This window comes from Micropruina sp., assembly GCF_047602385.1.
Taxonomy (GTDB): domain Bacteria; phylum Actinomycetota; class Actinomycetes; order Propionibacteriales; family Propionibacteriaceae; genus Micropruina.
The window spans coordinates 447,392-469,863 of sequence record NZ_JASGHL010000001.1; the positions used below are offsets into that span (position 1 = coordinate 447,392).

Genomic DNA, 22,472 nt, shown 5'->3' on the forward strand with positions numbered 1-22,472 from the left:
CCGGGTCCGGTGAGGTCTAGTGGTTAACTTGCGCCCGTGAAAAGCCTGCCCGCCCGGATCGGCTATGTCCTGCTGCTCGCCCTGGCCCCGATGCTGGTCGCACTATGGGCGGGCGCGACGACGATCCCCGGTGGGGTGTTCTACCCATGGGCGCCGGCGATGATCGACCTGGATGTCTACCGCCGCACCGGCGAGCTGGTGCTGCACGGGCAGGACTTCTACAACGTCGAGGCCTGGCTGCCGTGGATCTACCCGGCGTTCCCGGCTCTGCTCGCCGTCCCGTTCGCACTGATGACGCAGACGGCCGCGCAGGTGGTCTGGCTGGGGCTGTGCGTCGCCTGCCTGCTGGCGATGCTGTACCGGCTCGGTCTGAGCGGCTGGCGGCTCAGTGTGGCGGCGACCGCCATCATTCTGCTGGTCGAGCCCGTCCGGGAGACCCTCGGTTTCGGGCAGCTGGCGATCTTCCTGGTCACCGCCGCCGTGCTCGACTCGATGCCCGGACCTGCCGTTTTCCGCCGCCGGCTGCTGCCGGAGGGCTGGCTCACCGGGCTGGTGACCGCGGTCAAGCTCACCCCGGCGATGATCGCGGTCTACAACTTCTTCGCCGGCAAGCGCAAGGCCGGGATCGTCAGCTTCGTCACCTTCGTGGCCTGCACGATGATCGGCTTCGTGGTGCTGTGGGGACCGTCGCTCACCTACTGGGGACGGCTGCTCTCCGGTGACTCCGGCCTGAACACCGGCATCGTGTTCAAGACCAATCAGTCGGTCCTCGGGGTGTGGACGCGGGTGATGGGTGAGGCGGCCCGGGGCGGCCTGATCCTGGCCGCACTGGTCGCCGTGCTCGGCGTGGTGGCCGCCGTCTTGATGCACCGCGCCGGCGAGGTGCCGCTGGCGCTGTGCCTGGCCGGGCTGACCAGCCTGCTGGCGTCGCCGATCTCGTGGTCGCATCACTATGTCTGGATCGTGCCGTTCGGGATCGAACTGCTCCGCAATCGCCGGCTGCCGGTGTACCTCACCGTGCCCGGACTGCTGTACGCGATCTGGACGGCGGCGGCCCCGTTCAAACTGCTGCCCGGGGGTGACAACGTCGAACTGAGCTATCCGCTGCCACTGATGATGATCGACAACCTCGGCGTCTTCCTGGGGGTGGGCATCCTGGCCGCCTGTGTGGTCGCCGCTTTCACACCCTGGGGACGGGACCGGGTCAGGGCTCAGCGGCAGCTCCGCGACGCCATCCCCGCTTAGTACCGCTGCGCATCCGTCGGGCGTGCTGGAATCGGTTTTCGACCCGCGGAATATCCGCCTCGGCCGGGTCGTTATCAGCATTCGAGCACCGCAGTGCTACAGTAAAGAAGCGTTGTAGTTTTCAACCGACGCCTCACCAGATCGGGCGCGACGAGCACCATCGTCAAGGATCTGATTCATCACCGGCCACCGTGCAGATGGACACGTCCGTGATCTGAACCGGAGTTGTCACACTCCTCACCATGTTTTGTTCGTACGCCGGTGGCCCCACCCGTGCGGACGTCCCGAAAGGACCTACGTGACCGACACGATCGAAGCCGCCCCCGCCAGGAACAAGGGCCTCACCGCGATGCTGCTTCCCGAACTGAAGCAGCTCGGCGCCTCCCTGGGCCTGAAGGGCACCGGCGCGATGCGCAAGAGCCAGCTGATCGATGCCATCCGCACCGCGCAGGGTGGTGGTGCACCGGCGTCCGCACCGGCGGCGCGGGCCACCGAGCCGGCCCCGCGAGCCGAACGTGGTGAGCAGGCCGACGGTGCGGAACCGGCCGCGCGGTCGGCCAAGCGGTCCAGGAACACTGACCAGGCCGCTCTCCCGCAGACCGCGGCGCCGGCCGCCGAGGCGTCCGGCCCGGCCGATACCGCCCCCGCTGCGGACGGCAACGACGACGTGGCCAGCCGGCTCGAGGCGCTCCAGGGTGAGCGCGGACGGCGCCGCCGCAACCGGGGCGGGGCCGAGAACGGCGAGACCGCGGCGAACGACCAACCGGCGGCCGCGAACGGTGCCGAAGCGGCGCCCGAGGCGACGGTGGACTCGCGGACTCAGCAGGCCGACCGTCAGCAGGCCCGCGACGACGACGACTACGGCAACGGACGGCGTTCGCGACGGCGCCGCAACCGGGACCGGCAGACCCGGCGCGGCAACCGCGGCAACCAGTCCGGCTCGATGGCGGGGCTGGAGGTCGACACCGCCGTCGGCGAGGACGACGTCCTGGTCAACGTCAACGGCATCCTGGACGTGCTCGACAACTATGCCTTCGTCCGCACCTCCGGTTACCTGCCGGGCCCCAACGACGCCTACGTGTCGCTGTCGATGGTCCGCAAATTCGGGCTGCGCAAGGGCGACATCGTCACCGGCGCTATCCGGCAGCCGCGTGAGGGCGAGCGCCGGGAGAAGTTCAACCCGCTGGTGCGGCTCGACACCGTCAACCTGGAGGCGCCGGAGAAGTCCAGGGACCGGCCCGAGTTCGGCAAGCTGACCCCGCTGTACCCGCAGGAGCGGCTCAAGCTCGAGACGTCCGCGGTGGGTATGACCGGCCGGATCATCGACCTGGTCTCGCCGGTCGGCAAGGGCCAGCGTGGCCTGATCGTGTCGCCGCCCAAAGCCGGCAAGACGCTGATCATGCAGGGGATCGCGAACGCGATCACCACCAACAACCCCGAGGTGCACCTGATGGTGGTGCTGGTCGACGAGCGTCCCGAAGAGGTCACCGACTTCCAGCGCTCGGTCAAGGGCGAGGTGATCGCGTCCACCTTCGACCGGCCGGCCGACGACCACACCACGATCGCCGAGCTGGCCATCGAGCGGGCCAAGCGACTGGTCGAACTGGGCCGCGACGTGGTGATCCTGCTGGACGGCATCACCCGGTTGGGCCGGGCCTACAACCTGGCCGCGCCGGCGTCCGGACGGATCCTGTCCGGCGGCGTCGACTCGGCCGCGCTGTACCCGCCGAAGAAGTTCTTCGGTGCCGCCCGGAACATCGAGGACGGCGGCTCGCTGACCATCCTGGCCACCGCGCTGATCGAGACCGGCTCGAAGATGGACGAGGTGATCTTCGAGGAGTTCAAGGGCACCGGCAACATGGAGCTGCGGCTCCGTCGTGACCTGGCCGACAAGCGGGTCTTCCCGGCGATCGACGTCGCCGCGTCCGGTACCCGGCGGGAAGAGATGCTGTTCACCCGCGAGGAGCTGCAGATCATCTGGAAGCTGCGTCGGGTGCTGTCCAGCCTCGACCCGCAGGCCGCCCTGGAGACCCTGCTGTCGCGGATGCGCAAGACCGAGTCGAACCGTGAGTTCCTGATCCAGGTCACCCGGACCACCCCGTCCCAGAACTGACCGGCGCTGTCCCGTCGTCCCTAGCCCGGACGCGGTAAACCCCTCCCTAACTACCTGTGCCCTCCCACCTGTGGGAGGGCACAGGTAGTTAGGGAGGGTTCGTGTGCCGGCCGATCCCGAGGGCGAGCTTTGGGCTCCGGACGGACGTGGGGTTAAGCTGACCGGCTGCCCACGACTCCGGAGGTCTTGTCATGCCCACGACCGATGCCCTGACCGAAGCCCGGGAACACCTGATCGAGTCCAGGGACGCGCTGCGTGAGATGCGGGAACACACCGCGTCGCTGGAGGCGCTGGCCGGCGACCGGCTGTCGGGGGAGTACCTGAAGCAGGCGCTGTACCGCCGGATGGTGGCGCTGCGCGACGACCCGGACACGCCGCTGTTCTTCGGCCGGATCGACTACCGGATCAACTCGGGCGCCGACGAGGACGAGGACTGCTGGATCGGACGGCTGCACGTGACCCGCGAGATGGGCAGCGAGCCGATGGTCTACGACTGGCGGGCTCCGGTGTCGCTGCCGTTCTACCGGGCCAGCCGCACCGAGCCGATGGGGGTTGCGCTGCGCCGCCGGTTCGGCTTCCAGCACGGCCGGATCACCGCGTTCGAGGACGAGCAGCTGGCCGGAGCCGGTGACAAGGACGAGCCTTTCGGCCACTCCAGCATCCTGGAGGCCGAGATCGAGCGTCCGCGCACTGGGCCGATGCGGGACATCGTCGCGACCATTCAGCCCGAGCAGGACCTGATCGTGCGAGCCCCACTGGAGCGGTCGGTGGTGGTCCAGGGCGCACCCGGCACCGGCAAGACCGCGGTCGGCCTGCATCGCGCCGCCTATCTGCTCTACGCGCACCGCGACCAGCTCAGCCGCAGCGGCGTCCTGGTGGTCGGTCCGAACGCGTCCTTCCTGTCCTACATCGGCGACGTGCTGCCGGCGCTGGGCGAGATCGACGCCGCCCAGGAAACCCTGGAATCGCTGGTCACCCGCTCGTCCGGACGCCCCGTCGCCGGCACCGACGAGGCGTCCGTCGCGGTGCTCAAGGGTGATCCGCGGATGGCCGAGCTGCTGCACCGAGCCGTCTGGGACTCGATCGTGGAGCCGACCGAGACACTGGTGGTGCCCCGCGGTTCCGCGCAGTGGCGGATCCCGCCGCACCGCTGCGCGGCGGTGATCGAGGAGTTACGCGGGCGCGGCGTCCGGTACGCCGCCGGACGCGAGATGCTCGCCCAGCGGCTCGCCCACCAGGTGCTGCTGCGGATGGAGGCATCCGGGGAGTCGCCCGACGACCGGGTTCAGAACACGGTCGCCCGGTCGCGTCCGGTGAAGGCCTACGTGGACGCCCGCTGGCCCGCGCTGGACGCGGTGAAACTGGTGTTTCGCCTGGTCAGCGACTCCGAGTTCCTGGCCCGGCATGCCGACGACCTGCTCGCTGCCGACGAGCAACGGCTGCTGCAGCTGCCCCGCGGACGCGGAATCAAGACGCCCAGGACCGTCGCCGCCTGGCGTCCGAGCCTGGCCGACCTGGTGCTGATCGACGAGGCGTCCGACCTGCTCAACCGGACGCCCAGCATCGGGCACCTGATCGTGGACGAGGCCCAGGACCATTCGGCGATGGCGCTGCGGGCGCTGGGACGCCGGGCCAGCACCGGTTCGGTGACCGTGCTCGGCGACCTGGCCCAGGCCACCACCGCCCACGCCACCACCAGCTGGGCCGAGTCGCTGCACCACCTCGGCCAGCCGGACAGCACCGTGACCGAACTGGTGGCCGGATTCCGGGTGCCGCGGTCGGTGATCGAGTACGCCGCCCGGCTGCTGCCCAGCATCGCGCCCACCCTGGCCCCGCCGCACTCGGTGCGCCGCTCTGCCGGCGACTTCCGGATCATCGGCGGCGGACTGGACGCGCTCGCCGACGCGGCGGCGGACGCTCTGCGCCGGGAAGGCACCGTCGGCGTGATCGTCGCCGATGACCAGCTGACCGCGGTGATCGACACCCTGGACGACGCCGGCGTCGAGTTCGGCGTGCTGGGCGAGCCCGGCGAGGAGTTCGACCACCGGCTCGATGTCGTGCCGGCCACCCTCGCCAAGGGCCTCGAGTTCGACCAGGTGGTGCTCCTCGAGCCGTCCGCGATCGTCGCCGCCGAACCGGACCGGACCACCGGCCTGCGCCGGCTCTATGTGTGCCTGACCAGGGCGGTCAGCGGCCTGCAGGTGGTGCACGCCGAGCCCCTGCCGTCCGAACTCGCGGTCTGATGCAACCGTCGCCCGATTGATGCGGGCGCACATCTGCGACTGTTCCTCCGGTGTCGGACGGGGCACAGTTCCGTCATGGCCTTCACCGTGATCCTGGACGCCCCCGGCGGCACCGGGCAGCGCGCCGTCCGGGGCCTCCGAGTGATGCTCGGCGCGACCCTCAAGGCGCTCGGCGGGGTAGCCTGCGTGCCCGCCGTCCCGCTCGCCGGGCTGAGCGTGCTGGCCATCCCTCTCGCGCTGGCCGGCGAACTGGGCGAGGTGCCGGCCGAGATCGCCGACTGGTGGTGGCCGGCGCTGTGGATCAGCGTGACGGTTGCCATCGCCGCCAGTACGTCCGGCGGCATGCTGCTGCGCGGGCAGCGCCGGCTGGCGCTGTTCCTGCGACGCTTCCGTCGCTCCGACGCCACCGACGTGGTGGCCGGGGCGACCCGCGAGTTCGGCCTGGTCTGGCGACTGGTCACCTTGGACGACCGCGAGGTACAGGCGTCCGGGGTGGGCCGCGGCGCAGCCGGCTTCGCCGCCGCCTACGACCGCAGCCACCGGCTGGCCGAACTCGCCCGCCGGGCCTACCGCCCCGCCCTTCTCGCCGGCGGGCTCGGGCTCGTGCTGGTGCTAGGCACCGCGATCGCCCTGGCCCTTGATGCCGGCGGCGACCCGGTGCGGGCGTTGCTCAGCCCGCACGGGGTGCTGGCGGGCCTGCTCGACTGGTATCGGCGGATCGAGTCCCCGTGGGCGCTCGTCTTCCGCGTCGGCACGGCGCTGCTCGCGCTCGCGTTGGCCGGCTGGCTGGTCACTGTGCTCGCCGTGCTGCCCTCGTCCGCTTTCGGCATCTTCGAACCGCTGCGGACGGCGATCACCGCGGCGGAAGCGAGCAAATCGCTGACCATCGGCGACCGGGTCTCGATCGCTACCGTCGGCGGCCGGATCAGGGAGCAGAGCACCAAGCTGCTCAGCCCGCGGCTGTTCGTCATCCGGGTGGATTCGTCGGTATGGCGCGAGACCGTGCTGACCTTCGCGAAGACCGCGACCGTGCCGTTGATCGATGTCACCGAGCCCACCGAGCATGTCCTGTGGGAGATCGAGGAACTGGCTCGCCGGCATGGCAACCGCATCGTCCTGGTCGGCGATCTGCGCGAGCTGGGCAGGATGTTCGATCGACCAAGGGTCGGCACCCCCCAGGAGCGCCTGCTCCGGCTGCTGGACGGGCGCCAAGTGCTGGGCTACACCAGCGATCCGGCCGGACGCGAGCGCTTCGCCCGTGCCCTGCGTACCCTGCTCGACCGGAGCGCCCGGGCCTGATCAGCGTGCCCGGACGACCCGGCCCTGGTCCCAGACCGGCTCGTCGGCCTCGTAGACCGCGCCGTCCGCGCCGAAGACCAGGAAGCGGTCGAAACGGCGGGCGAACCAACGGTCGTGGGTGACCGCGATCACCGTTCCGTCGAAGGCGTCCAGGCCGGCCTCAAGGGCCTCGGCCGATTCCAGGTCGAGGTTGTCGGTGGGTTCGTCGAGCAACAGCAAGGTGGCCCCGGCCAGCTGCAGCAGCAGGATCTGCAGCCGGGCCTGCTGGCCGCCGGACAGGGTTTCGTAGCGTTGCTCGGCGGCCTGGGCGAGCTCGTAGCGGTCCAGCGCCCGGGACGCCGCCTCGCGTCCCATGCCCTCGCGGTGGTCGTCACCGCGATGCAGGATCTCCAGCAGCGTCCGTCCGGTCAGCTCGGGATGGGCGTGGGTCTGGGCGAACCAGCCCGGACGGACCTGGGCACCCAGCTTGGCCACGCCGGTGAACGTGACCGGCTCGATCCGGGCGGCGTCGACGGAGGTGTTGCCGGCCTCGGGCGAGGAGCCCCCACGCGCCAGCAGCCGCAGGAAGTGCGACTTTCCCGAGCCGTTGGAGCCGAGCACGGCCACCCGGTCGCCGTACCAGATCTCCAGGTCGAACGGTCGCATCAAGCCGGTCAGTTCCAGCTTCTCCACCACCACCGCACGGCGTCCGGTGCGCCCGCCGGTGAGACGCATCGCGACCTGCTGGCGCAGCGGGATCGCCTGCGGCGGCCCGGCCCGCTCGAAGCGTTCCAGCCGGGTGACCGAGGACTGGTAGCGCGAGGCCATGTCGGAGTTGTAGGCCGCCTTCTGCTTGCACATCAGCATCAGCGCGCGGAGCTTGGCGTGCTCCTCGTCCCAACGTCGGCGCAGCTCCTCGAAGCGGGCGAAACGCTCCCGGCGGGCCTCAGCGAAGCTGTCGAAGCCCTTGCCGTGGACCCACAGGGTGTTTCCGCCGGCCCCGAGTTCGACCGCCGCGATCGCGGTCGCGGCCCTGGCCAGCAGTTCGCGGTCATGGCTGACCAGCAGCACCGTCTTGGTGGTCGCCCGCAGTTGGTCCTCGAGCCAGCGCTTGCCGGGCACGTCGAGGTAGTTGTCCGGTTCGTCCAGCAGCAGCACCTCGTCCGGGCCGCGCAGCAACAGTTCCAGCGCGAGCCGCTTCTGCTCGCCGCCGGACAGGCTGCTCACCGCGCGCCACTTGGTGCGGTCGTAGCCGACGCCCAAGGCCTCCTGGCAGCAGGCGTCGAACACCACCTCCTGGTCGTACCCGCCCGCGTCGGCGTACTCGGCCAGCGCTTCGGCGTAGGCCAGTTGCACCGGTTCGGCGTCGTCGTCCATCAGCGCCAGTTCGAGGGCGTCCACGGCGGCCGCCGCCTCGGTGATCCGCGCCGGCGACAACGACAGCAGCAGATCTCGCACGGTGCTCTCGTCCCGGACGCTGCCGATGAACTGGCGCATCACGCCCAGTCCGCCGACTCGCGACACGCTGCCTTCATGCGGGCTCAGATCACCGGCGACGATCCGCAACAGGGTGGTCTTGCCAGCACCGTTGGCTCCGACCAGAGCCACCACCGCGCCGTCCCCGACCCGGAACGAGACGTCGGTCAACAGCGGACGGCCGTCCGGCAGGTCGTACCCGATTCCGGACAACTCGACGTGACCCATGACCGCGAAGCCTACTGCCGCCCGAGCGGTGGAGAGCAGGAGCCAGGCAGGGAATGAATCCCTGCCGGCCGGCGTTTTGCCGTCGTCCAGCCCGATCGGGCAGAATGGACGGTCGTTGCCGGTTCACGCCAGGGGGTCCATCCAGCCCCACCTTTCCCACTCGGGCGACCCGGCGCAGAACAAGGAGCCAGATCATGAAGCAGGGAATCCATCCCGACTACCAGGTGACCGAGGTGACCTGCACCTGCGGGAACACCTTCAGCACCCGCAGCACCGCCAAGAACGGCGTCATTCACGCCGAGGTCTGTGCGGCCTGCCACCCGTTCTACACCGGCAAGCAGAAGATCCTCGACACCGGCGGCCGCGTGGCCCGGTTCGAGCGTCGTTACGCCAAGAAGCCGGCCAGCAAGTAGCCGACCGCAGCGCCGGAGCCCGTCGGGGCTCCGGCGCTTCGTCGTCCCAGCACCCACCGGGGAAGAGGCAGTCACAGGATGTTCGAGGCAACCGAGGGCCTGCGCGCTGAGTTCGCCGAACTCGAGCAGCGGCTGGCCGACCCGGCGACCCACGCCGACCTGGCGCTGGCCCGAAAGACCGGACGCCGCTACGCCGAACTGACCCCGATCGTGAAGGGCCTGGACGCCTACGACCGGATCAGCGACGACCTCGCCGCCGCCAAGGAGCTCGCCACCGACGACCCGTCGTTCGCCGAGGAAGCCGTAACCCTGACCGCTCAGCTGGACGACGTGACGGCGCGGCTGACCAAGCTGCTCGCCCCGCGCGACCCGCACGACTCCTCCGACGCGCTGATGGAGATCAAATCCGGCGAGGGCGGCGAGGAGTCGGCCCTGTTCGCCGCCGACCTGTTCCGGATGTACACCCGTTACGCCGAGGCCCGCGGCTGGGCGGTCGATGTGCTGGACAGCCAGGAGACCGATCTGGGCGGCTTCAAGTCGATCACCCTGGCGATCAAGGCCAAGGGCACCGATCCGGACAACTTCCCCTACGGCGTGCTGAAATTCGAGGGCGGCGTGCACCGGGTGCAGCGGGTGCCGGTGACCGAGACCCAGGGCCGGGTGCACACCTCCGCGGCCGGCGTCCTGGTGATGCCCGAGGCCGAGGAGACCGAGGTCGACATCGATCCCGACGACCTGCGGATCGACGTCTACCGCAGCTCCGGCCCGGGCGGGCAGGGGGTCAACACCACCGATTCGGCCGTCCGGATCACCCACCTGCCGACCGGCATCGTGGTCAGTTGCCAGAACGAGCGCTCCCAGCTGCAGAACAAGGACTCCGCGATGCGGATGCTGCGCGCCCGGCTGGTGGCAGCCGCCGCCGAGGCGGCCGCCGCCGAGGCGTCCGCGGCCCGTCGCTCACAGGTGCGGACGGTCGACCGCTCCGAGCGGATCCGCACCTACAACTTCGGCGAGAACCGGATTGCCGACCACCGGATCGGCTACAAGGCCTACAACCTGGACTCGGTGCTGGCCGGCAACCTGGGCGGCGTGATCGACGCGCTGCAGGCCGCGGATCTGGCCGAACGGCTCGAAGGCATCGGGTGACGTCGGCGTCCCGGCTGCTGAGGAGCGCCGCCGGTCGCGTCCCGGACGCCGACGCGCGGCTGCTGCTGGCCCACACCCTCGGCGTCCCGGCGTCCCGGCTGCTCACTCTGACAGCGATCGATCCGGACGCGGCGGCTCGGTTCGACGAACTGCTCACCCGCCGCGAGTCCGGCGTCCCCGCCCAGTACCTGAGCGGGACGGCGCCGTTCAGGCACGTCGAGGTGGCGGTCGGGCCCGGGGTGTTCATCCCGCGTCCGGAGACCGAGGCGATGACGGGCTGGGCACTTGAGCGGCTGGCCGAGGCGGGGGAGTCGCCGCTGGTGGTCGAGCTCTGCGCCGGCTCGGGCGCGATCTCGCTCGCGATCGCCGACGAGTTCCCGGCCGCCCGGCAGTATGCCGTCGAACTCAGCGAGGACGCCGTCCGCTACGCCGCGGCCAACCTGGCCGGAACCGGGGTGGACCTGGTCCAGGCCGACATGGCCGACGCGCTGCTCGAGCTGGACGGCACCGTCGACCTGGTGATCGCCAACCCGCCGTATGTGCCGCTGGAGGCCTACGACGGGATCCCGGCCGAGGTGCGTGAGCACGAGCCGGCGCTCGCCTTGTTCTCCGGGCCGGACGGCCTGGACGCCATCCGCGTGCTGGCCCGGGTCGCCGCGCGGTTGCTGAAGCCCGGCGGACGGGTCTGCGCCGAACACGCCGAGTTGCAGCACGCGTCCGCACCGGCGGTCTTCGTCGCCCACGGCGGCTTCGACCAGGTGCGGGACCATCGCGACCTCAACGACCGTCCGCGGTTCGTGACCGCCCGCCGGGTCGGCACGGTGGCAGGATGACCCCGTGACCGATCCGCAGGCTCCGCAACGATTCGACTGTGCCACCCAGGCCGATCAGGCGCTGGCCGCCGCCGAGGACGCGATCGCCGCCGGCGCCTGCATCGTGCTGCCCACCGACACCGTCTACGGGATCGGGGCCAACGCCTTCGACGCGGCGGCCGTCCAGGGACTGCTGGACGCCAAGCAGCGTGGCCGGGACATGCCGCCGCCGGTGCTGATCGCCGAGCCGTCCATGCTGCGTTCGCTGGCCACCGGGCTGACCGCCGACGGGCTGGCGCTGGCCAAGGCGTTCTGGCCGGGGGCGCTCACCGTGGTGGTCACCGCGCATCCCGACCTGCGGCTCGACCTGGGCGACCGGGGTGACACGATCGCCGTCCGGGTCCCCGATCACGCGTTCACCCGCGCCCTGCTGCGGCACACCGGCCCGCTGGCCGTCTCCAGCGCCAATGTCAGCGGACGCCCCGCCGCCGAGACGATCGACGAGGCCGTCGAGCAACTGGGCGAGTCGGTGGCGGTCTACCTGGACGCCGGCCCGGCGGCCGGGCCGGTGCCGTCCACCATCGTCGACCTCACCGGCGAGCCACGCATCCTTCGCGAAGGCCAGCTGACCCGCGAGCAGTTGACGCAGGCCGTCCCCGGACTGTTCGGCGACGATGCGTGAGTACATCCTGGTCCTGCTGATCGCTGCCGGGGTGACCTACCTGCTGGCCGGTCTGTGCCGCCGGCTGGCGTTCCGCTACAACGCGGTGGCGATCGTTCGCGACCGCGACGTGCACACCCGTCCGATCCCGTACTTCGGTGGCATCGCGATGCTCTGCGGGGTGGCGGCGGCGTTCATGGTGGCCGGTCAGCTGCCCTGGCTGGGCCGCTTCGACCTGGTCGAGCACGACACGCGCGCGGTGCTGATCGGTTCGGCGGTGATCTGCGCGGTCGGCGTCCTCGACGACAAATTCGACCTGAATGCGCTGGCCAAGATCGCCGGGCAGATCCTGGCCGCCGGCATCGTGGTGCTCAACGGCGTCAAGGTGTACTGGATCCCGCTGCCCGGCACCATCATCAGCCTCGACGACGCCACCTCGATCATCCTCACCGTTGCGCTGATCTTCCTGTGCGTGAACGCGATCAACCTGATCGACGGGCTGGACGGGCTGGCCGCCGGGGTGGTGGCGATCGGTTCCCTGGCCTTCTTCAGCTACGCCTACTGGCTCAGCTACGAGCAGGAACTCGTCCGGGCGACGACGGCCAGCCTGGTCACGGTGGTCACGGTCGGCGTCTGCCTCGGCTTCCTGCCCTACAACGTGCACGCCGCACGGATGTTCATGGGCGACTCCGGCTCGATGCTGCTCGGCTTCCTGATGTCCACCTCGGTGATCAGCCTCACCGGCCAGCTCGACCCGTCCCAGATCGCGGTCGAGGGTTCCGGGCTGGCGATCAACGCCTATCTGCCGCTGATCCTGCCGCTGGCGGTGATGGCGCTGCCGCTGGGCGACCTGATCCTGGCCTACGTCCGGCGGACGATCGCCGGCCGGCTGTGGTTCCAGGCCGACAAGCAGCACCTGCACCACCGGATGCTCGAACTCGGGCACAGTCACCGGCGCGCCGTCGCCCTGCTCTGGCTGTGGACGGCGCTGCTCGCCTTCGGCGTGGTCGCCATCGGCCCCTACGGCCAGGCCTGGGCGATCCTGCTGCTGTGTGTCGGCATCCCCGTCGCGGCATTCCTGACCTGGCACCCCACCTGGGCGAAGCGGAAAGGCTCCCATGGCTGAACAAGCGCTGTCCGCCAACGCCGGCCGCGCCCGGACGCTGTTCCGGGCCGGACTGCTGGGGGAACGGTCGTCGCCGTCATCGCCGTGCTCGCCCTGTGGCTGCTGAGAGGCCTCGACGCCGGGCTGAGCGCACTCGTCGCGGCGGCGGTGACCCTGGGGTTCATGGGGCTCGGCCAGTGGGTGCAGGTCCGGCTGGCCGACGCCCCGCCGGTGAAGATGATGACCGCCTGGCTGATCTCCTATGTGTTCCGGGTGGGGGTTCCAGGGGTCTTCCTGGTGGTCGCCGTGGCGCGTCCGGAGCGGCTCGCCGGAATGGACCGGATCGCCGTCGCGGCAACCACCATCGCTGTCGTGGTGGGCTGGCTCGCGGCCGAGATCCGGGCCTTCAGCCGGCTGCGGATTCCGGTTTTCGATGAGCCGGACGACGCGGCTCGATGAATTACTGCGTTGTGGCCCGCGGAGGCGCCTGACTGCTAGGCTCAGCCGGGTCATGGAAGAGCGTCGCGGTCTCGATGAGGGGCTGCGCTGTGTCAGCTACCTGCTCAGCGGGGTGTTGCTCTATGGCGGTGCTGGTTGGCTGCTGGATCAGTGGCTCGGCACAGCATTCCTCCTCCCGCTCGGCATCGTGCTCGGTGCCGCGGGCGGCGTGTACCTGATCCACAAACGCTACGGACGAACCGCATGACGACGGAACTGGAGGTGCGATGGGCCGCCTGAGCCTGATCATCCCCATGGAAGGTGGCGGCGACGACGCCCACCACTGGCCGCCGGGGGTGCACAGCTTCGACCCCCGCCCGCTGTTTCCCGGGGCAGGTGTCGACTGGATCGACAATCACCAGTTCCAGGCGGTGCTCGGCGCCGTCCTGGCGGTGGTCGTCTGGGTGTGGCTGGCTCGTCGGCATTCGACGGTCCCCGGCAAGCGCCAGTTCGCCGGCGAGACGCTCTACAACCTGGTCCGCAACGGGATCGCCCGAGACGTGCTGGGGCCGGAGTACCGCCGCTTCCTGCCGTTCCTGCTCGCCCTGTTCAGCTTCATCCTGATCAACAACCTGTTCGGGCAGTTCTTCTTGTTCATGCTGCCGACGTTCTCCAGCATCGGGTTCCCGTACGCGCTGGCGCTGATCGTCTGGATCATGTACAACGCCGTCGGCATCAAGAAGTGGGGATTTTTCACCTACGTGCGGCGGATGTCGCTGCCCGAGGGTGTTCCGGTGTTCATGTGGCCGCTGCTGATCCCGCTGGAGTTCCTCTCCAACTTCATCGTCCGCCCGGTCACCCTGGCCCTGCGACTCTTCGCCAACCTGTTTGCCGGCCACCTGCTGGTGATCGTCTTCGTGGTCGGCGGCACGCTGCTGGTCGAGAGCGCGCAGGCCGGCTACATGGTCGCCGGTGTCGCGTCCTGGCTGATGAGCGCCCCGATCTTCGCCCTGGAGATCTTCGTGGCCTGCCTGCAGGCCTACATCTTCACCGTTCTGGCCGCCCAGTACATCTCCTCGGCCCTGGCCGAAGAGCACTGAGAATCGTTCCACCCGAAAGAAACCCATCCGAAAGGACCTCATCGATGCTCACCCTTCTTGACATCTCCGGCTCGCTGAACATGGTCGGCTACGGCCTCGCCGCGATCGGCCCCGGCGTCGGCGTCGGCCTGATCTTCGCCGCCGTCATCAACGGAACGGCTCGGCAGCCCGAGGCCCGCGGCGCGCTGATGGGCACCGCCTGGCTCGGCTTCGCCGTGGTCGAGGCGCTGGCCATCATCGGTATCGCCCTGGCCTTCGTGCTCGGCTGAGACCAGCGCGATGACCCTCGAAATCAGTTTCGGGCCCCTGGCGCCCGCGCTGCCCGAGCTCATCGCGGGGATCCTGCTGTTCCTCGCGGTGTGGTACGGCATCGCCAAGCTCGTGGTGCCGCGATTCGAACAGACCTACTCCGAACGTGCCCAGGCCATCCAGGGCGGCATCGAGAAGGCCGAGGCCGCCCAGGCCGAGGCTGCGGCGGCGCTGGAACAGTACCGCGAGCAGCTCGCCGGAGCCCGGGACGAGGCCAGCCGGATCCGCGAAGAGGCGAAGGCCCAAGGAGCGCAGATCCTCGCCGAGATGCGCGCCGAGGCCCAGGAGGAGTCGGCTCGGCTGCTCGAACAGGCCAAGGCTCAGATCGAGGCCGAGCGGGTTCAGGCCGTTCAGCATCTGCGCGGTGAGATCGGCTCGCTGGCGACCGACCTGGCCGGCCGGATCGTCCGCGAATCGCTGGACGACGAGGACCGGGCCCGGCGCACCGTCGATCGCTTCCTGGCCGACCTCGAGGCGACTGACGCGGAGCGGGTATGACCGGCACCAGCGAGGCTCGGCTGAGTGAGCTGGACGGGGTGCTGGACTCGGTCCAGGTCACCGAACAGCTCGCCGGCGAGTTGTTCGCGGTGGTCGATCTGCTCGACCGGCAACCGGCCCTGCGCCGGGCGCTGACCGACCCCGGGGCCGGTGCGGACGAGCGTGGAGCGCTGCTCGACGCGCTGTTCGGCCACCGGCTCGGAGCGGCGACCGTGGACGTCGTCCGGGCGGCGGTCGGCCTGCGCTGGGGCAGTGCCTCGGGTCTCGCAGCCGCGCTCGAGCGGCAGGGGGTGCGGGCCGTGCTCACCAGCGCGCAGGACGCCGGCAACCTGGACGCGGTCGAGGACGAGCTGTTCCGGTTCGAGCGGGTGGTCAGCGCCGATGCGGCCCTGCGCAGCGCGATCAGCGACCGCAGCGCACCGCTGGAGTCTCGGCAGCAACTGGTCACCGACCTGATCGGCGACCGCGCCGACGCGGCCACCACCACCCTCGCCAGGCGGGCGGTCGCGGCCCGGACCCGCAGTTTCGAACTCACCGTGGACGGCTACCTGACGCTGGCCGCGGCCCTGCGGCGGCGTGCTCTGGCCCACGTGGTGGTGGCGCGTCCGCTCACCGCCGAACAGCGCGACCGGTTGGCGGCGGCGCTGGCCCGCCAGGTCGGCCGCGAGGTGGTCCTGCAGGTCCTGGTCGATCCGGACGTGATCGGCGGGGTGCGGGTCACCGTGGGCGACGAAATCATCGAAGGCACCGTGGCGGGGCGGCTTGAGAACGCCCGCCGTCAGCTCGGCTGAACGACATCAACGCGAACGAAGAACAGGACAAGGATCCAAGAAATGGCGGAACTGACTATTCGTCCGGACGAGATCCGGGAGGCCCTGGAGAAATTCGTCTCGAGCTTCTCCACCGAAGGTGCGGCCCGGGAAGAACTGGGCACCGTGGCTGTTTCCGGCGACGGCATCGCCAAGGTCGAGGGCCTGCCGTCGGCCATGGCCAACGAGTTGCTGGAGTTCGAGAACGGCACCCGCGGCATCGCGCTGAACCTCGACGTCCGTGAGATCGGTGTCGTCGTCCTCGGCGAGTCCGAGGGCATCGAAGAGGGCCAGCCGGTCAAGCGGACCGGCGAGATCCTGTCGGTGCCGGTCGGCGACGGCTACCTCGGCCGGGTCGTGGACGCGATGGGCCAGCCGATCGACGGCCTCGGCGAGATCACCGATCTCGAGGGTCAGCGCGCGCTGGAGTTGCAGGCCGCCGGCGTGATGGACCGGCAGAGCGTGAAGGAGCCGCTGCAGACCGGCATCAAGGCGATCGACTCGATGACCCCGATCGGACGTGGCCAGCGCCAGCTGATCATCGGCGACCGGAAGACCGGCAAGACCGCCATCGCCATCGACACCATCATCAACCAGAAGGAATTCTGGGAAACCGGCGACCCGACCAAACAGGTCCGCTGCATCTACGTGGCGATCGGCCAGAAGGGCTCCACCATCGCGGCGCTGCGCCGGGTGCTCGAAGAGGCCGGCGCGATGGAGTACACCACCATCGTGCACGCGCCGGCGTCCGACCCGGCCGGCTTCAAGTACATCGCCCCCTACACCGGGTCGGCGATCGGCCAGCACTGGATGTACAACGGCAAGCACGTCCTGATCGTCTTCGACGACCTGACCAAGCAGGCCGAGGCCTATCGGGCGATGTCGCTGCTGCTGCGTCGTCCGCCGGGCCGCGAGGCCTACCCTGGCGACGTGTTCTACCTGCACAGCCGGCTGCTCGAGCGCTGCGCGAAGCTCTCCGACGAGCTGGGCGCGGGGTCGATGACCGGCCTCCCGATCATCGAGACCAAGGCCAACGACGTCTCGGCCTACATTCCGACCAACGTGATCTCGATCACCGACGGCCAGATCTTCCTCCAGTCCGACCTGTTCAACGCCAACCAGCGCCCGGCCATCGACGTCGGCATCTCGGTCTCCCGGGTCGGCGGCGACGCCCAGGTCAAGGCGATGAAGAAGGTCTCGGGCACGCTGAAGATCGGCCTGGCCCAGTACCGCGACATGCAGGCGTTCGCCATGTTCGCCTCCGACCTGGACGCCACCTCGCGGCGCCAGCTCGAGCGCGGCGCCCGGCTCACCGAGCTGCTGCGCCAGCCCCAGTACAGCCCGTTCCCGGTCGCCGAGCAGGTGGTCAGCGTGTGGGCCGGCACCAACGGCCACTTCGACGACGTGCCGGTGACCGACATCCTGCGGTTCGAGACCGAGCTGATGAGCTACCTGCGGCACCGCACCGACATCCTCAGCACGATCGCCGAGACCGGCAACTGGGACGACGACACCGCCAACGCCGTGGCGAAGGCGATCGCCGACTTCAAGGGCCAGTTCCACGCCCGCGACGACCAGACGGTGAAGGCCTCCGAGCGGGGTCACAAGCCGCTGAGCGATTCCGATATCGGCGTGGAGACCATCGAGACCCAGAAGGACTGACGATGGCTGCGAGTTTGCGTGAGTTGCGGCAGCGCCGGAAGTCGGTGGCCGCGACCCAGAAGATCACGCGCGCCATGGAACTCATCGCGGCGTCCCGGATCATCAAGGCGCAGCGGACGGCTCAAGAGGGCGAGCCGTTCATCACCGAACTGATCAGGGCCGTCTCGGCGGTGGCCACCTACTCCCACGATCAGCACCCGCTGACCGAGGCGCACACCAAGGACCGCCGGGTGGCGATGCTGGTGATCACCTCGGACCGGGGGATGAACGGCGCCTACTCGACCAATGCGATCAAGACCGCCGCCCGGCTCCGGGAGCGTCTTGAACGCGAGGGGGTCGAGGTGGTCCGCTACGCCGTCGGCCGCAAGGGCATCGCCTACATGAACTTCCGGCACCTGCCGATCCGGCGGTCCTGGGAGGGCTTCTCGGACGCGCCGACCTTCCAGCACGCCCAGGAGATCGCCGACGCCCTGATCGAGGACTTCCTCACCCCCTACGAGGACGGCGGCGTGGACGCCATCTACGGCGTCTACACCCGGATGAACTCGATGATCAACCAGGAGGTGCGGGCCCGTCGGCTGCTCCCGCTGGAGATCGTCGAAGGCGTGCACGAGCCGGCCGAGGACGAGATCCTGCCGCTGTACGAGTTCGAGCCCGACCCCGAGACCGTCCTCGACGCGCTGCTTCCGATGTACGTCCGCAGCCGGGTCTGGTTCTACCTGCTGCAGTCGGCGGCGTCCCAACTGGCCAGCCAGCAGCGGGCCATGAAGTCGGCGACCGACAACGCCAAACAGCTCATCGAGAGCCTGACCCGCCAGGCCAACCAGGCCCGCCAGGCGGAGATCACCCAGGAAATCAGTGAAATCGTCGGTGGCGCGGGTGCGCTCGCCGATGCGGCCGCCCAGGACTAGGGCACGAGACGAGAGTGGATCAATGACCGTGACACTGGACAGCAACACCGCCACCGACGACGCCCAGGGTGCCGTCGGCCGGGTGGCCCGGGTGATCGGCCCGGTCGTCGACGTGGAATTCCCCGCCGACGCGATGCCCGACATCTACAACGCCCTGCTGATCGACATCGACGCCGGTGACGAGAGCCGGACGATCTACGCCGAGGTGGCGCTGCACGTCGGCGACAACATGGTGCGGGCGATCTCGCTGAAGCCGACCGACGGCATGCGCCGCGGCTCGCGGGTGGTCGACACCGGGGCCCCGATCTCGGTGCCGGTCGGCGACATCACCAAGGGCCGGGTCTGGAACGTGACCGGCGAGTGCCTGAACGAGGACCCGTCCGGCGTCGAGATCGGCGAGCGCTGGCCGATCCACCGGGCCGCGCCCAGGTTCGACCAGCTAGAGCCCAAGACCGAGATGCTGGAGACCGGCATCAAGGTGCTCGACCTGCTCACCCCGTACGTCAAGGGCGGCAAGATCGGCCTGTTCGGCGGCGCCGGCGTGGGCAAGACGGTGCTCATCCAGGAGATGATCTACCGGATCGCGCACAACTTCGGCGGCACCTCGGTGTTCGCCGGCGTGGGGGAGCGGACCCGCGAGGGCAACGACCTGATCCACGAGATGATCGAGGCCGGCGTGATGAAGGACACCGCCCTGGTCTTCGGCCAGATGGACGAGCCGCCGGGCACCCGGCTGCGGGTGGCGCTGTCGGCGCTGACCATGGCGGAGTACTTCCGCGATGTGCAGAACCAGGACGTGCTGCTGTTCATCGACAACATCTTCCGGTTCACCCAGGCCGGCTCGGAGGTCTCCACGCTGCTCGGCCGGATGCCGTCCGCGGTGGGCTACCAGCCGAACCTGGCCGACGAGATGGGCCAGCTGCAGGAGCGGATCACCTCGACCCGCGGTCACTCGATCACCTCGATGCAGGCGATCTACGTGCCCGCCGACGACTACACCGACCCGGCGCCGGCGACCACCTTCGCCCACCTGGACGCCACCACCGAACTGTCCCGCGAGGTCGCCTCGCGTGGCCTGTACCCGGCGGTGGACCCGCTCACCTCGTCCAGCCGGATCCTCGACCCGCAGTTCGTCGGCCAGGAGCACTACGACACCGCGACCCGGGTGAAGCAGATCCTGCAGCGCAACAAGGAACTGCAGGACATCATCGCCATCCTCGGCGTCGACGAGCTCTCCGAAGAGGACAAGATCCTGGTCGGCCGGGCCCGGCGGATCCAGCAGTTCCTCAGCCAGAACACCTACATGGCGACGAAGTTCACCAACGTCCCCGGTTCCACCGTCCCGCTGGCCGACACCATCGAGTCGTTCAAGATGATCTGCGACGGCGAGGTCGACCACGTCGCCGAGCAGGCCTTCTTCAACGTCGGCGGCATGGACATGGTGATGGAGAACTGGGACCGGATCCAGAAGGAAGGCTGATCGTGGCCGAAGGCGACGTCCTGTTCGTCGAGGTGGTGGCAGCCGACCGGCGGGTCTGGGAGGGCGAAGCCATCTCGGTGATCGCCCGCACCACCGAGGGCGACATCGGCATCATGGCCAACCACGAGCCCTTCCTCGGTCTGCTGGTGCCCTCGGCCGCCGAGGTGCTGACCGTCGACGGCCGGCGCGAGGTGATCGCCGTGGACGGCGGCTTCATCTCGGTCGCCGAGAACCGGGTCGCCGTGCTCAGCCAGTACGCCCGGCTGGCGCACGAGATCTCGCTGGCCGAGGCCGAGCGCGAGCTGATGGACGCCGAGAAGAAGCTCGAGCAGGGCGACACCAGCGAGACCACCCGGCAGCATCACGACCGGGCAGCGGCCCAGCTCGCCGCCGCCACCCGGGTGCAAGACACGCACTGACGCGCAGGGAGAGGGGCTCGGCTCGTGGACCTGATCGGCATCGCCGAATGGGTGCTGATCATTGCCGCGCTCGCCCTGGCGATCGCGTTGAGCTGGCTCTGGCTGCGCCGTCGCTGGCTCTCTCGTGCCGGCGGCACGTTCGCTTGTAGCTTGCAGGCAGTACCGAGGACTCCGAGGACCCGCTGGGTGCTCGGAGTCGCTCGTTACCGGGCCCACGAGTTGCAGTGGTTCCCGGCATTCTCGCTGTCCCTGTGGCCGGTGCGGCGCTTCGACCGCGCCCACGTGCGGGCGGGCGACCAAAGGTCCCCGGACGCCGGTGAGGCCGTTGAACTGCCCCAGGACCAACGCATCGTCAGCCTCCAAGGCCCCGACCAGGTCGAACTGGCGATGGCCCGGGATTCGCTGACCGGCCTGCTCAGCTGGCTCGAGGCCGCTCCCCCCGGGATGCGCTACCGGCCGTCACCGGTCTCTCCCGAGTAGCCCGCGGTACGCGGGGACGGTTGTCCCGGTCACCGGGGACGGTTCTCCCGGTCACCAGGGACGGTTCTTGTGGTCACCGGGGACGGTTCTTGTGGTCACCGGGGACGGTTCTTGTGGTCACCGGGGACGGTTCTTTTGGTCACCGGCACACTGTCAGCACTCAGTCTCGGCCGGCTTCGGCGGCCTTCCGGCGTCGCTCGGCGGCGCGAGGTTCGTCCGGCGTCCGGTCAGTGCCGGGTACCCACAAGACGTCCCCAATATCGGCGTTGGCGACCCGCGAGGCCAGGAACAGCAGATCGGAGAGCCGGTTCAGGTAGGTCAGGGCGAGCGGATTGAGCCCGCCCTCCACGTCCAGTCCGTACTCGTCGGCGGCTCGCCAGCCGGTGCGTTCGGCGCGACGGACGATGGTCCGCGCGACATGCAACTGGGCAGCGGTCTGGGTGCCGCCGGGGAGGATGAACGAGTTCAGCGGCCCGACCTGGGCGGAATACTCGTCGCACCAGCCTTCCAGCCGGTCGATGCAGCTCTGGACGATCCGCAGCGGCTCCCAGGGCGGGTTCTCGGTCAGCGGCGTGGACAGGTCGGCGCCGAGGTCGAAGAGTTCGTTCTGAATCAGCCGTAGGGCCGCGTTCAGGTTGCCGGGCAGGTCGCCGCGCGCGGTCGCCACGCCGAGAACGGCGTTGGCCTCGTCCACCTGCCCGTATGCCTCGACGCGTAGATCGGTCTTCGTGGCCACCGAGTTGTCGGACAGCCGGGTCTGACCTGCGTCCCCGGTACGGGTGTAGATCTTGGTGAGGTGGACCATGCCATCACCCTATGCCGGCCCGAATGCTCCGAGGACGGTTCCTTTGGTCACCGGGGACGGTTCTTTCGGTCACTGGGGACGGTTCTTTTGGTCACTGGGGACGGTTCTCTTGGTCACCGGGAGGGCGTCTGCGCTAGTCGGGCACCAACCCGACCAGGTAGGTCCGGACGACCGCCGCGACCTCGGCGCGCGATTGTGGGGTTCCCGGCGCGGCCGCGGTCAACGACCCGACCCCCACCAGCCGGTCGTACTGGAGTCCGTCGAGCAGCGCGATCAGGCCGTCGGCTTGGCGGTCCGGATCGCTGCCGCCCAGTCGGGTGACGGCACCGATGGCGAGCCGCCGGAAGATGCCGCCGGCGTGCAGGATTTCGCGCAGATCAGGGTCGGACGCGACTTCGATCTCACACGCCATCCGGGCCAGCGTGCTGTCCCGTCGCTCGCCAATCTGACCGTCGACGAACACCGCGACCCGTTCCGCCAGTCGCTCGGCTTCCGCCACCCGGCCGCCTCGCCCGGTCGGCGCCCCGTGGGGGTCGGTGGGTGGCCCGGGCAGTTCCGCCAACCGGTCCGCGTTGACGTCGGCGATCCGCACCAGCACACCGCGCAGCAACTCACGGCGCGTCCGGAAGTGGTATGAGGCGGTGCCGCTGGGCACCCCGGCCTCGGCGTCGACCGCGCGATGGGTGAGCGCGCGGATGCCGTTCCTGGCGATGAGTGCGATCGCGGCGTCGGCCAAGAGTTGCGGACGTTCGGTGGTGAGGGGCACAGAATCCTCCTGGCTTGACGTGGCGTGCTACAGGTGTAGTGTAGCCGCTACAAATGTAGTGCTACGGCTGTAGCG

General features: G+C 69.7%; 22 protein-coding genes and 1 pseudogene. 20 read left to right on the plus strand and 3 right to left on the minus strand.

The genetic code is table 11. From position 1 onward, the window contains the following. The first annotated feature begins 36 nt into the window (after window positions 1–36). From QM711_RS02030 to QM711_RS02045, 4 genes are all read left to right on the plus strand, one after another. Window positions 37–1,245, plus strand: coding sequence for a glycosyltransferase 87 family protein (locus QM711_RS02030; protein ID WP_415096045.1), 1,209 nt, complete (start codon window positions 37–39; stop codon window positions 1,243–1,245). 298 nt (window positions 1,246–1,543) lie between these two features. Continuing rightward, entirely contained in the window at window positions 1,544–3,358 is a 1,815-nt protein-coding gene (gene rho, locus QM711_RS02035) for a transcription termination factor Rho (protein ID WP_415096046.1), read from the plus strand. A gap of 191 nt (window positions 3,359–3,549) precedes the next feature. Then, complete coding sequence (locus QM711_RS02040) at window positions 3,550–5,601, plus strand: HelD family protein (protein WP_415096047.1); 2,052 nt, start codon at window positions 3,550–3,552, stop codon at window positions 5,599–5,601. 75 nt (window positions 5,602–5,676) lie between these two features. Continuing rightward, entirely contained in the window at window positions 5,677–6,900 is a 1,224-nt protein-coding gene (locus QM711_RS02045) for a hypothetical protein (RefSeq protein WP_415096048.1), read from the plus strand. Here QM711_RS02045 and QM711_RS02050 read toward each other — a convergent pair whose 3' ends face one another. After that, the gene (locus QM711_RS02050; RefSeq protein WP_415096049.1) at window positions 6,901–8,583 is read right to left on the minus strand and encodes an ABC-F family ATP-binding cassette domain-containing protein; all 1,683 of its coding nucleotides are present in this window, start codon (window positions 8,581–8,583) and stop codon (window positions 6,901–6,903) included. Between the two features lie 194 nt (window positions 8,584–8,777). On the opposite strand from QM711_RS02050, the gene rpmE reads away from it, so the two are divergent. The 16 genes and pseudogenes from rpmE (at window position 8,778) to QM711_RS02130 (ending at window position 20,826) form a co-directional block, all read left to right on the plus strand. After that, entirely contained in the window at window positions 8,778–8,996 is a 219-nt protein-coding gene (gene rpmE / locus QM711_RS02055) for a 50S ribosomal protein L31 (protein ID WP_415096050.1), read from the plus strand. A 78-nt stretch (window positions 8,997–9,074) separates the two neighbouring features. Then, entirely contained in the window at window positions 9,075–10,142 is a 1,068-nt protein-coding gene (prfA, locus tag QM711_RS02060) for a peptide chain release factor 1 (protein ID WP_415096051.1), read from the plus strand. Then, window positions 10,139–10,975, plus strand: a complete 837-nt coding sequence (gene prmC, locus QM711_RS02065) for a peptide chain release factor N(5)-glutamine methyltransferase (RefSeq protein ID WP_415096052.1) — start codon at window positions 10,139–10,141, stop codon at window positions 10,973–10,975. The genes prfA and prmC overlap by 4 nt, the downstream gene beginning before the upstream one ends. A 4-nt stretch (window positions 10,976–10,979) precedes the next feature. After that, window positions 10,980–11,636, plus strand: coding sequence for an L-threonylcarbamoyladenylate synthase (locus QM711_RS02070; RefSeq protein ID WP_415096053.1), 657 nt, complete (start codon window positions 10,980–10,982; stop codon window positions 11,634–11,636). Further along, window positions 11,629–12,741, plus strand: a complete 1,113-nt coding sequence (locus QM711_RS02075; protein WP_415096054.1) for an MraY family glycosyltransferase — start codon at window positions 11,629–11,631, stop codon at window positions 12,739–12,741. The genes QM711_RS02070 and QM711_RS02075 overlap by 8 nt, the downstream gene beginning before the upstream one ends. Window positions 12,742–12,825: 84 nt before the next feature. Continuing rightward, the gene (locus QM711_RS02080; protein WP_415096055.1) at window positions 12,826–13,179 is read left to right on the plus strand and encodes a hypothetical protein; all 354 of its coding nucleotides are present in this window, start codon (window positions 12,826–12,828) and stop codon (window positions 13,177–13,179) included. 52 nt (window positions 13,180–13,231) lie between these two features. Further along, the gene (locus tag QM711_RS02085; RefSeq protein WP_415096056.1) at window positions 13,232–13,426 is read left to right on the plus strand and encodes an AtpZ/AtpI family protein; all 195 of its coding nucleotides are present in this window, start codon (window positions 13,232–13,234) and stop codon (window positions 13,424–13,426) included. A 46-nt stretch (window positions 13,427–13,472) separates the two neighbouring features. Next, a complete protein-coding gene (gene atpB / locus QM711_RS02090) occupies window positions 13,473–14,258 on the plus strand; it encodes a F0F1 ATP synthase subunit A (RefSeq protein ID WP_415096862.1) in 786 nt (261 codons plus the stop codon). 44 nt (window positions 14,259–14,302) lie between these two features. Continuing rightward, window positions 14,303–14,527 (plus strand): ATP synthase F0 subunit C, encoded by a 225-nt coding sequence (gene atpE / locus QM711_RS02095; RefSeq protein WP_415096057.1) that lies wholly within the window; start codon window positions 14,303–14,305, stop codon window positions 14,525–14,527. A 10-nt stretch (window positions 14,528–14,537) separates the two neighbouring features. Next, window positions 14,538–15,065 (plus strand): F0F1 ATP synthase subunit B, encoded by a 528-nt coding sequence (locus tag QM711_RS02100; RefSeq protein WP_415096058.1) that lies wholly within the window; start codon window positions 14,538–14,540, stop codon window positions 15,063–15,065. Beyond that, window positions 15,062–15,856 (plus strand): F0F1 ATP synthase subunit delta, encoded by a 795-nt coding sequence (locus QM711_RS02105; RefSeq protein WP_415096059.1) that lies wholly within the window; start codon window positions 15,062–15,064, stop codon window positions 15,854–15,856. Before QM711_RS02100 ends, QM711_RS02105 begins: the two co-directional genes overlap by 4 nt. A gap of 42 nt (window positions 15,857–15,898) precedes the next feature. Further along, window positions 15,899–17,390: pseudogene (atpA, locus tag QM711_RS02110) on the plus strand (F0F1 ATP synthase subunit alpha); the annotation flags it as partial. Between the two features lie 148 nt (window positions 17,391–17,538). Beyond that, entirely contained in the window at window positions 17,539–18,447 is a 909-nt protein-coding gene (locus tag QM711_RS02115; protein ID WP_415096060.1) for a F0F1 ATP synthase subunit gamma, read from the plus strand. A gap of 22 nt (window positions 18,448–18,469) precedes the next feature. Then, complete coding sequence (gene atpD / locus QM711_RS02120; protein ID WP_415096061.1) at window positions 18,470–19,927, plus strand: F0F1 ATP synthase subunit beta; 1,458 nt, start codon at window positions 18,470–18,472, stop codon at window positions 19,925–19,927. A gap of 2 nt (window positions 19,928–19,929) precedes the next feature. Then, a complete protein-coding gene (locus tag QM711_RS02125) occupies window positions 19,930–20,346 on the plus strand; it encodes a F0F1 ATP synthase subunit epsilon (protein WP_415096062.1) in 417 nt (138 codons plus the stop codon). Window positions 20,347–20,370: 24 nt separating this feature from the next. Beyond that, a complete protein-coding gene (locus tag QM711_RS02130) occupies window positions 20,371–20,826 on the plus strand; it encodes a DUF2550 domain-containing protein (RefSeq protein ID WP_415096063.1) in 456 nt (151 codons plus the stop codon). 160 nt (window positions 20,827–20,986) lie between these two features. Here QM711_RS02130 and QM711_RS02135 read toward each other — a convergent pair whose 3' ends face one another. After that, entirely contained in the window at window positions 20,987–21,631 is a 645-nt protein-coding gene (locus QM711_RS02135) for a cob(I)yrinic acid a,c-diamide adenosyltransferase (protein WP_415096064.1), read from the minus strand. A gap of 133 nt (window positions 21,632–21,764) precedes the next feature. Continuing rightward, on the minus strand, window positions 21,765–22,397 hold the full coding sequence (locus QM711_RS02140) for a TetR/AcrR family transcriptional regulator (protein WP_415096065.1): 633 nt from the start codon (window positions 22,395–22,397) through the stop codon (window positions 21,765–21,767). Window positions 22,398–22,472: the final 75 nt, after the last annotated feature.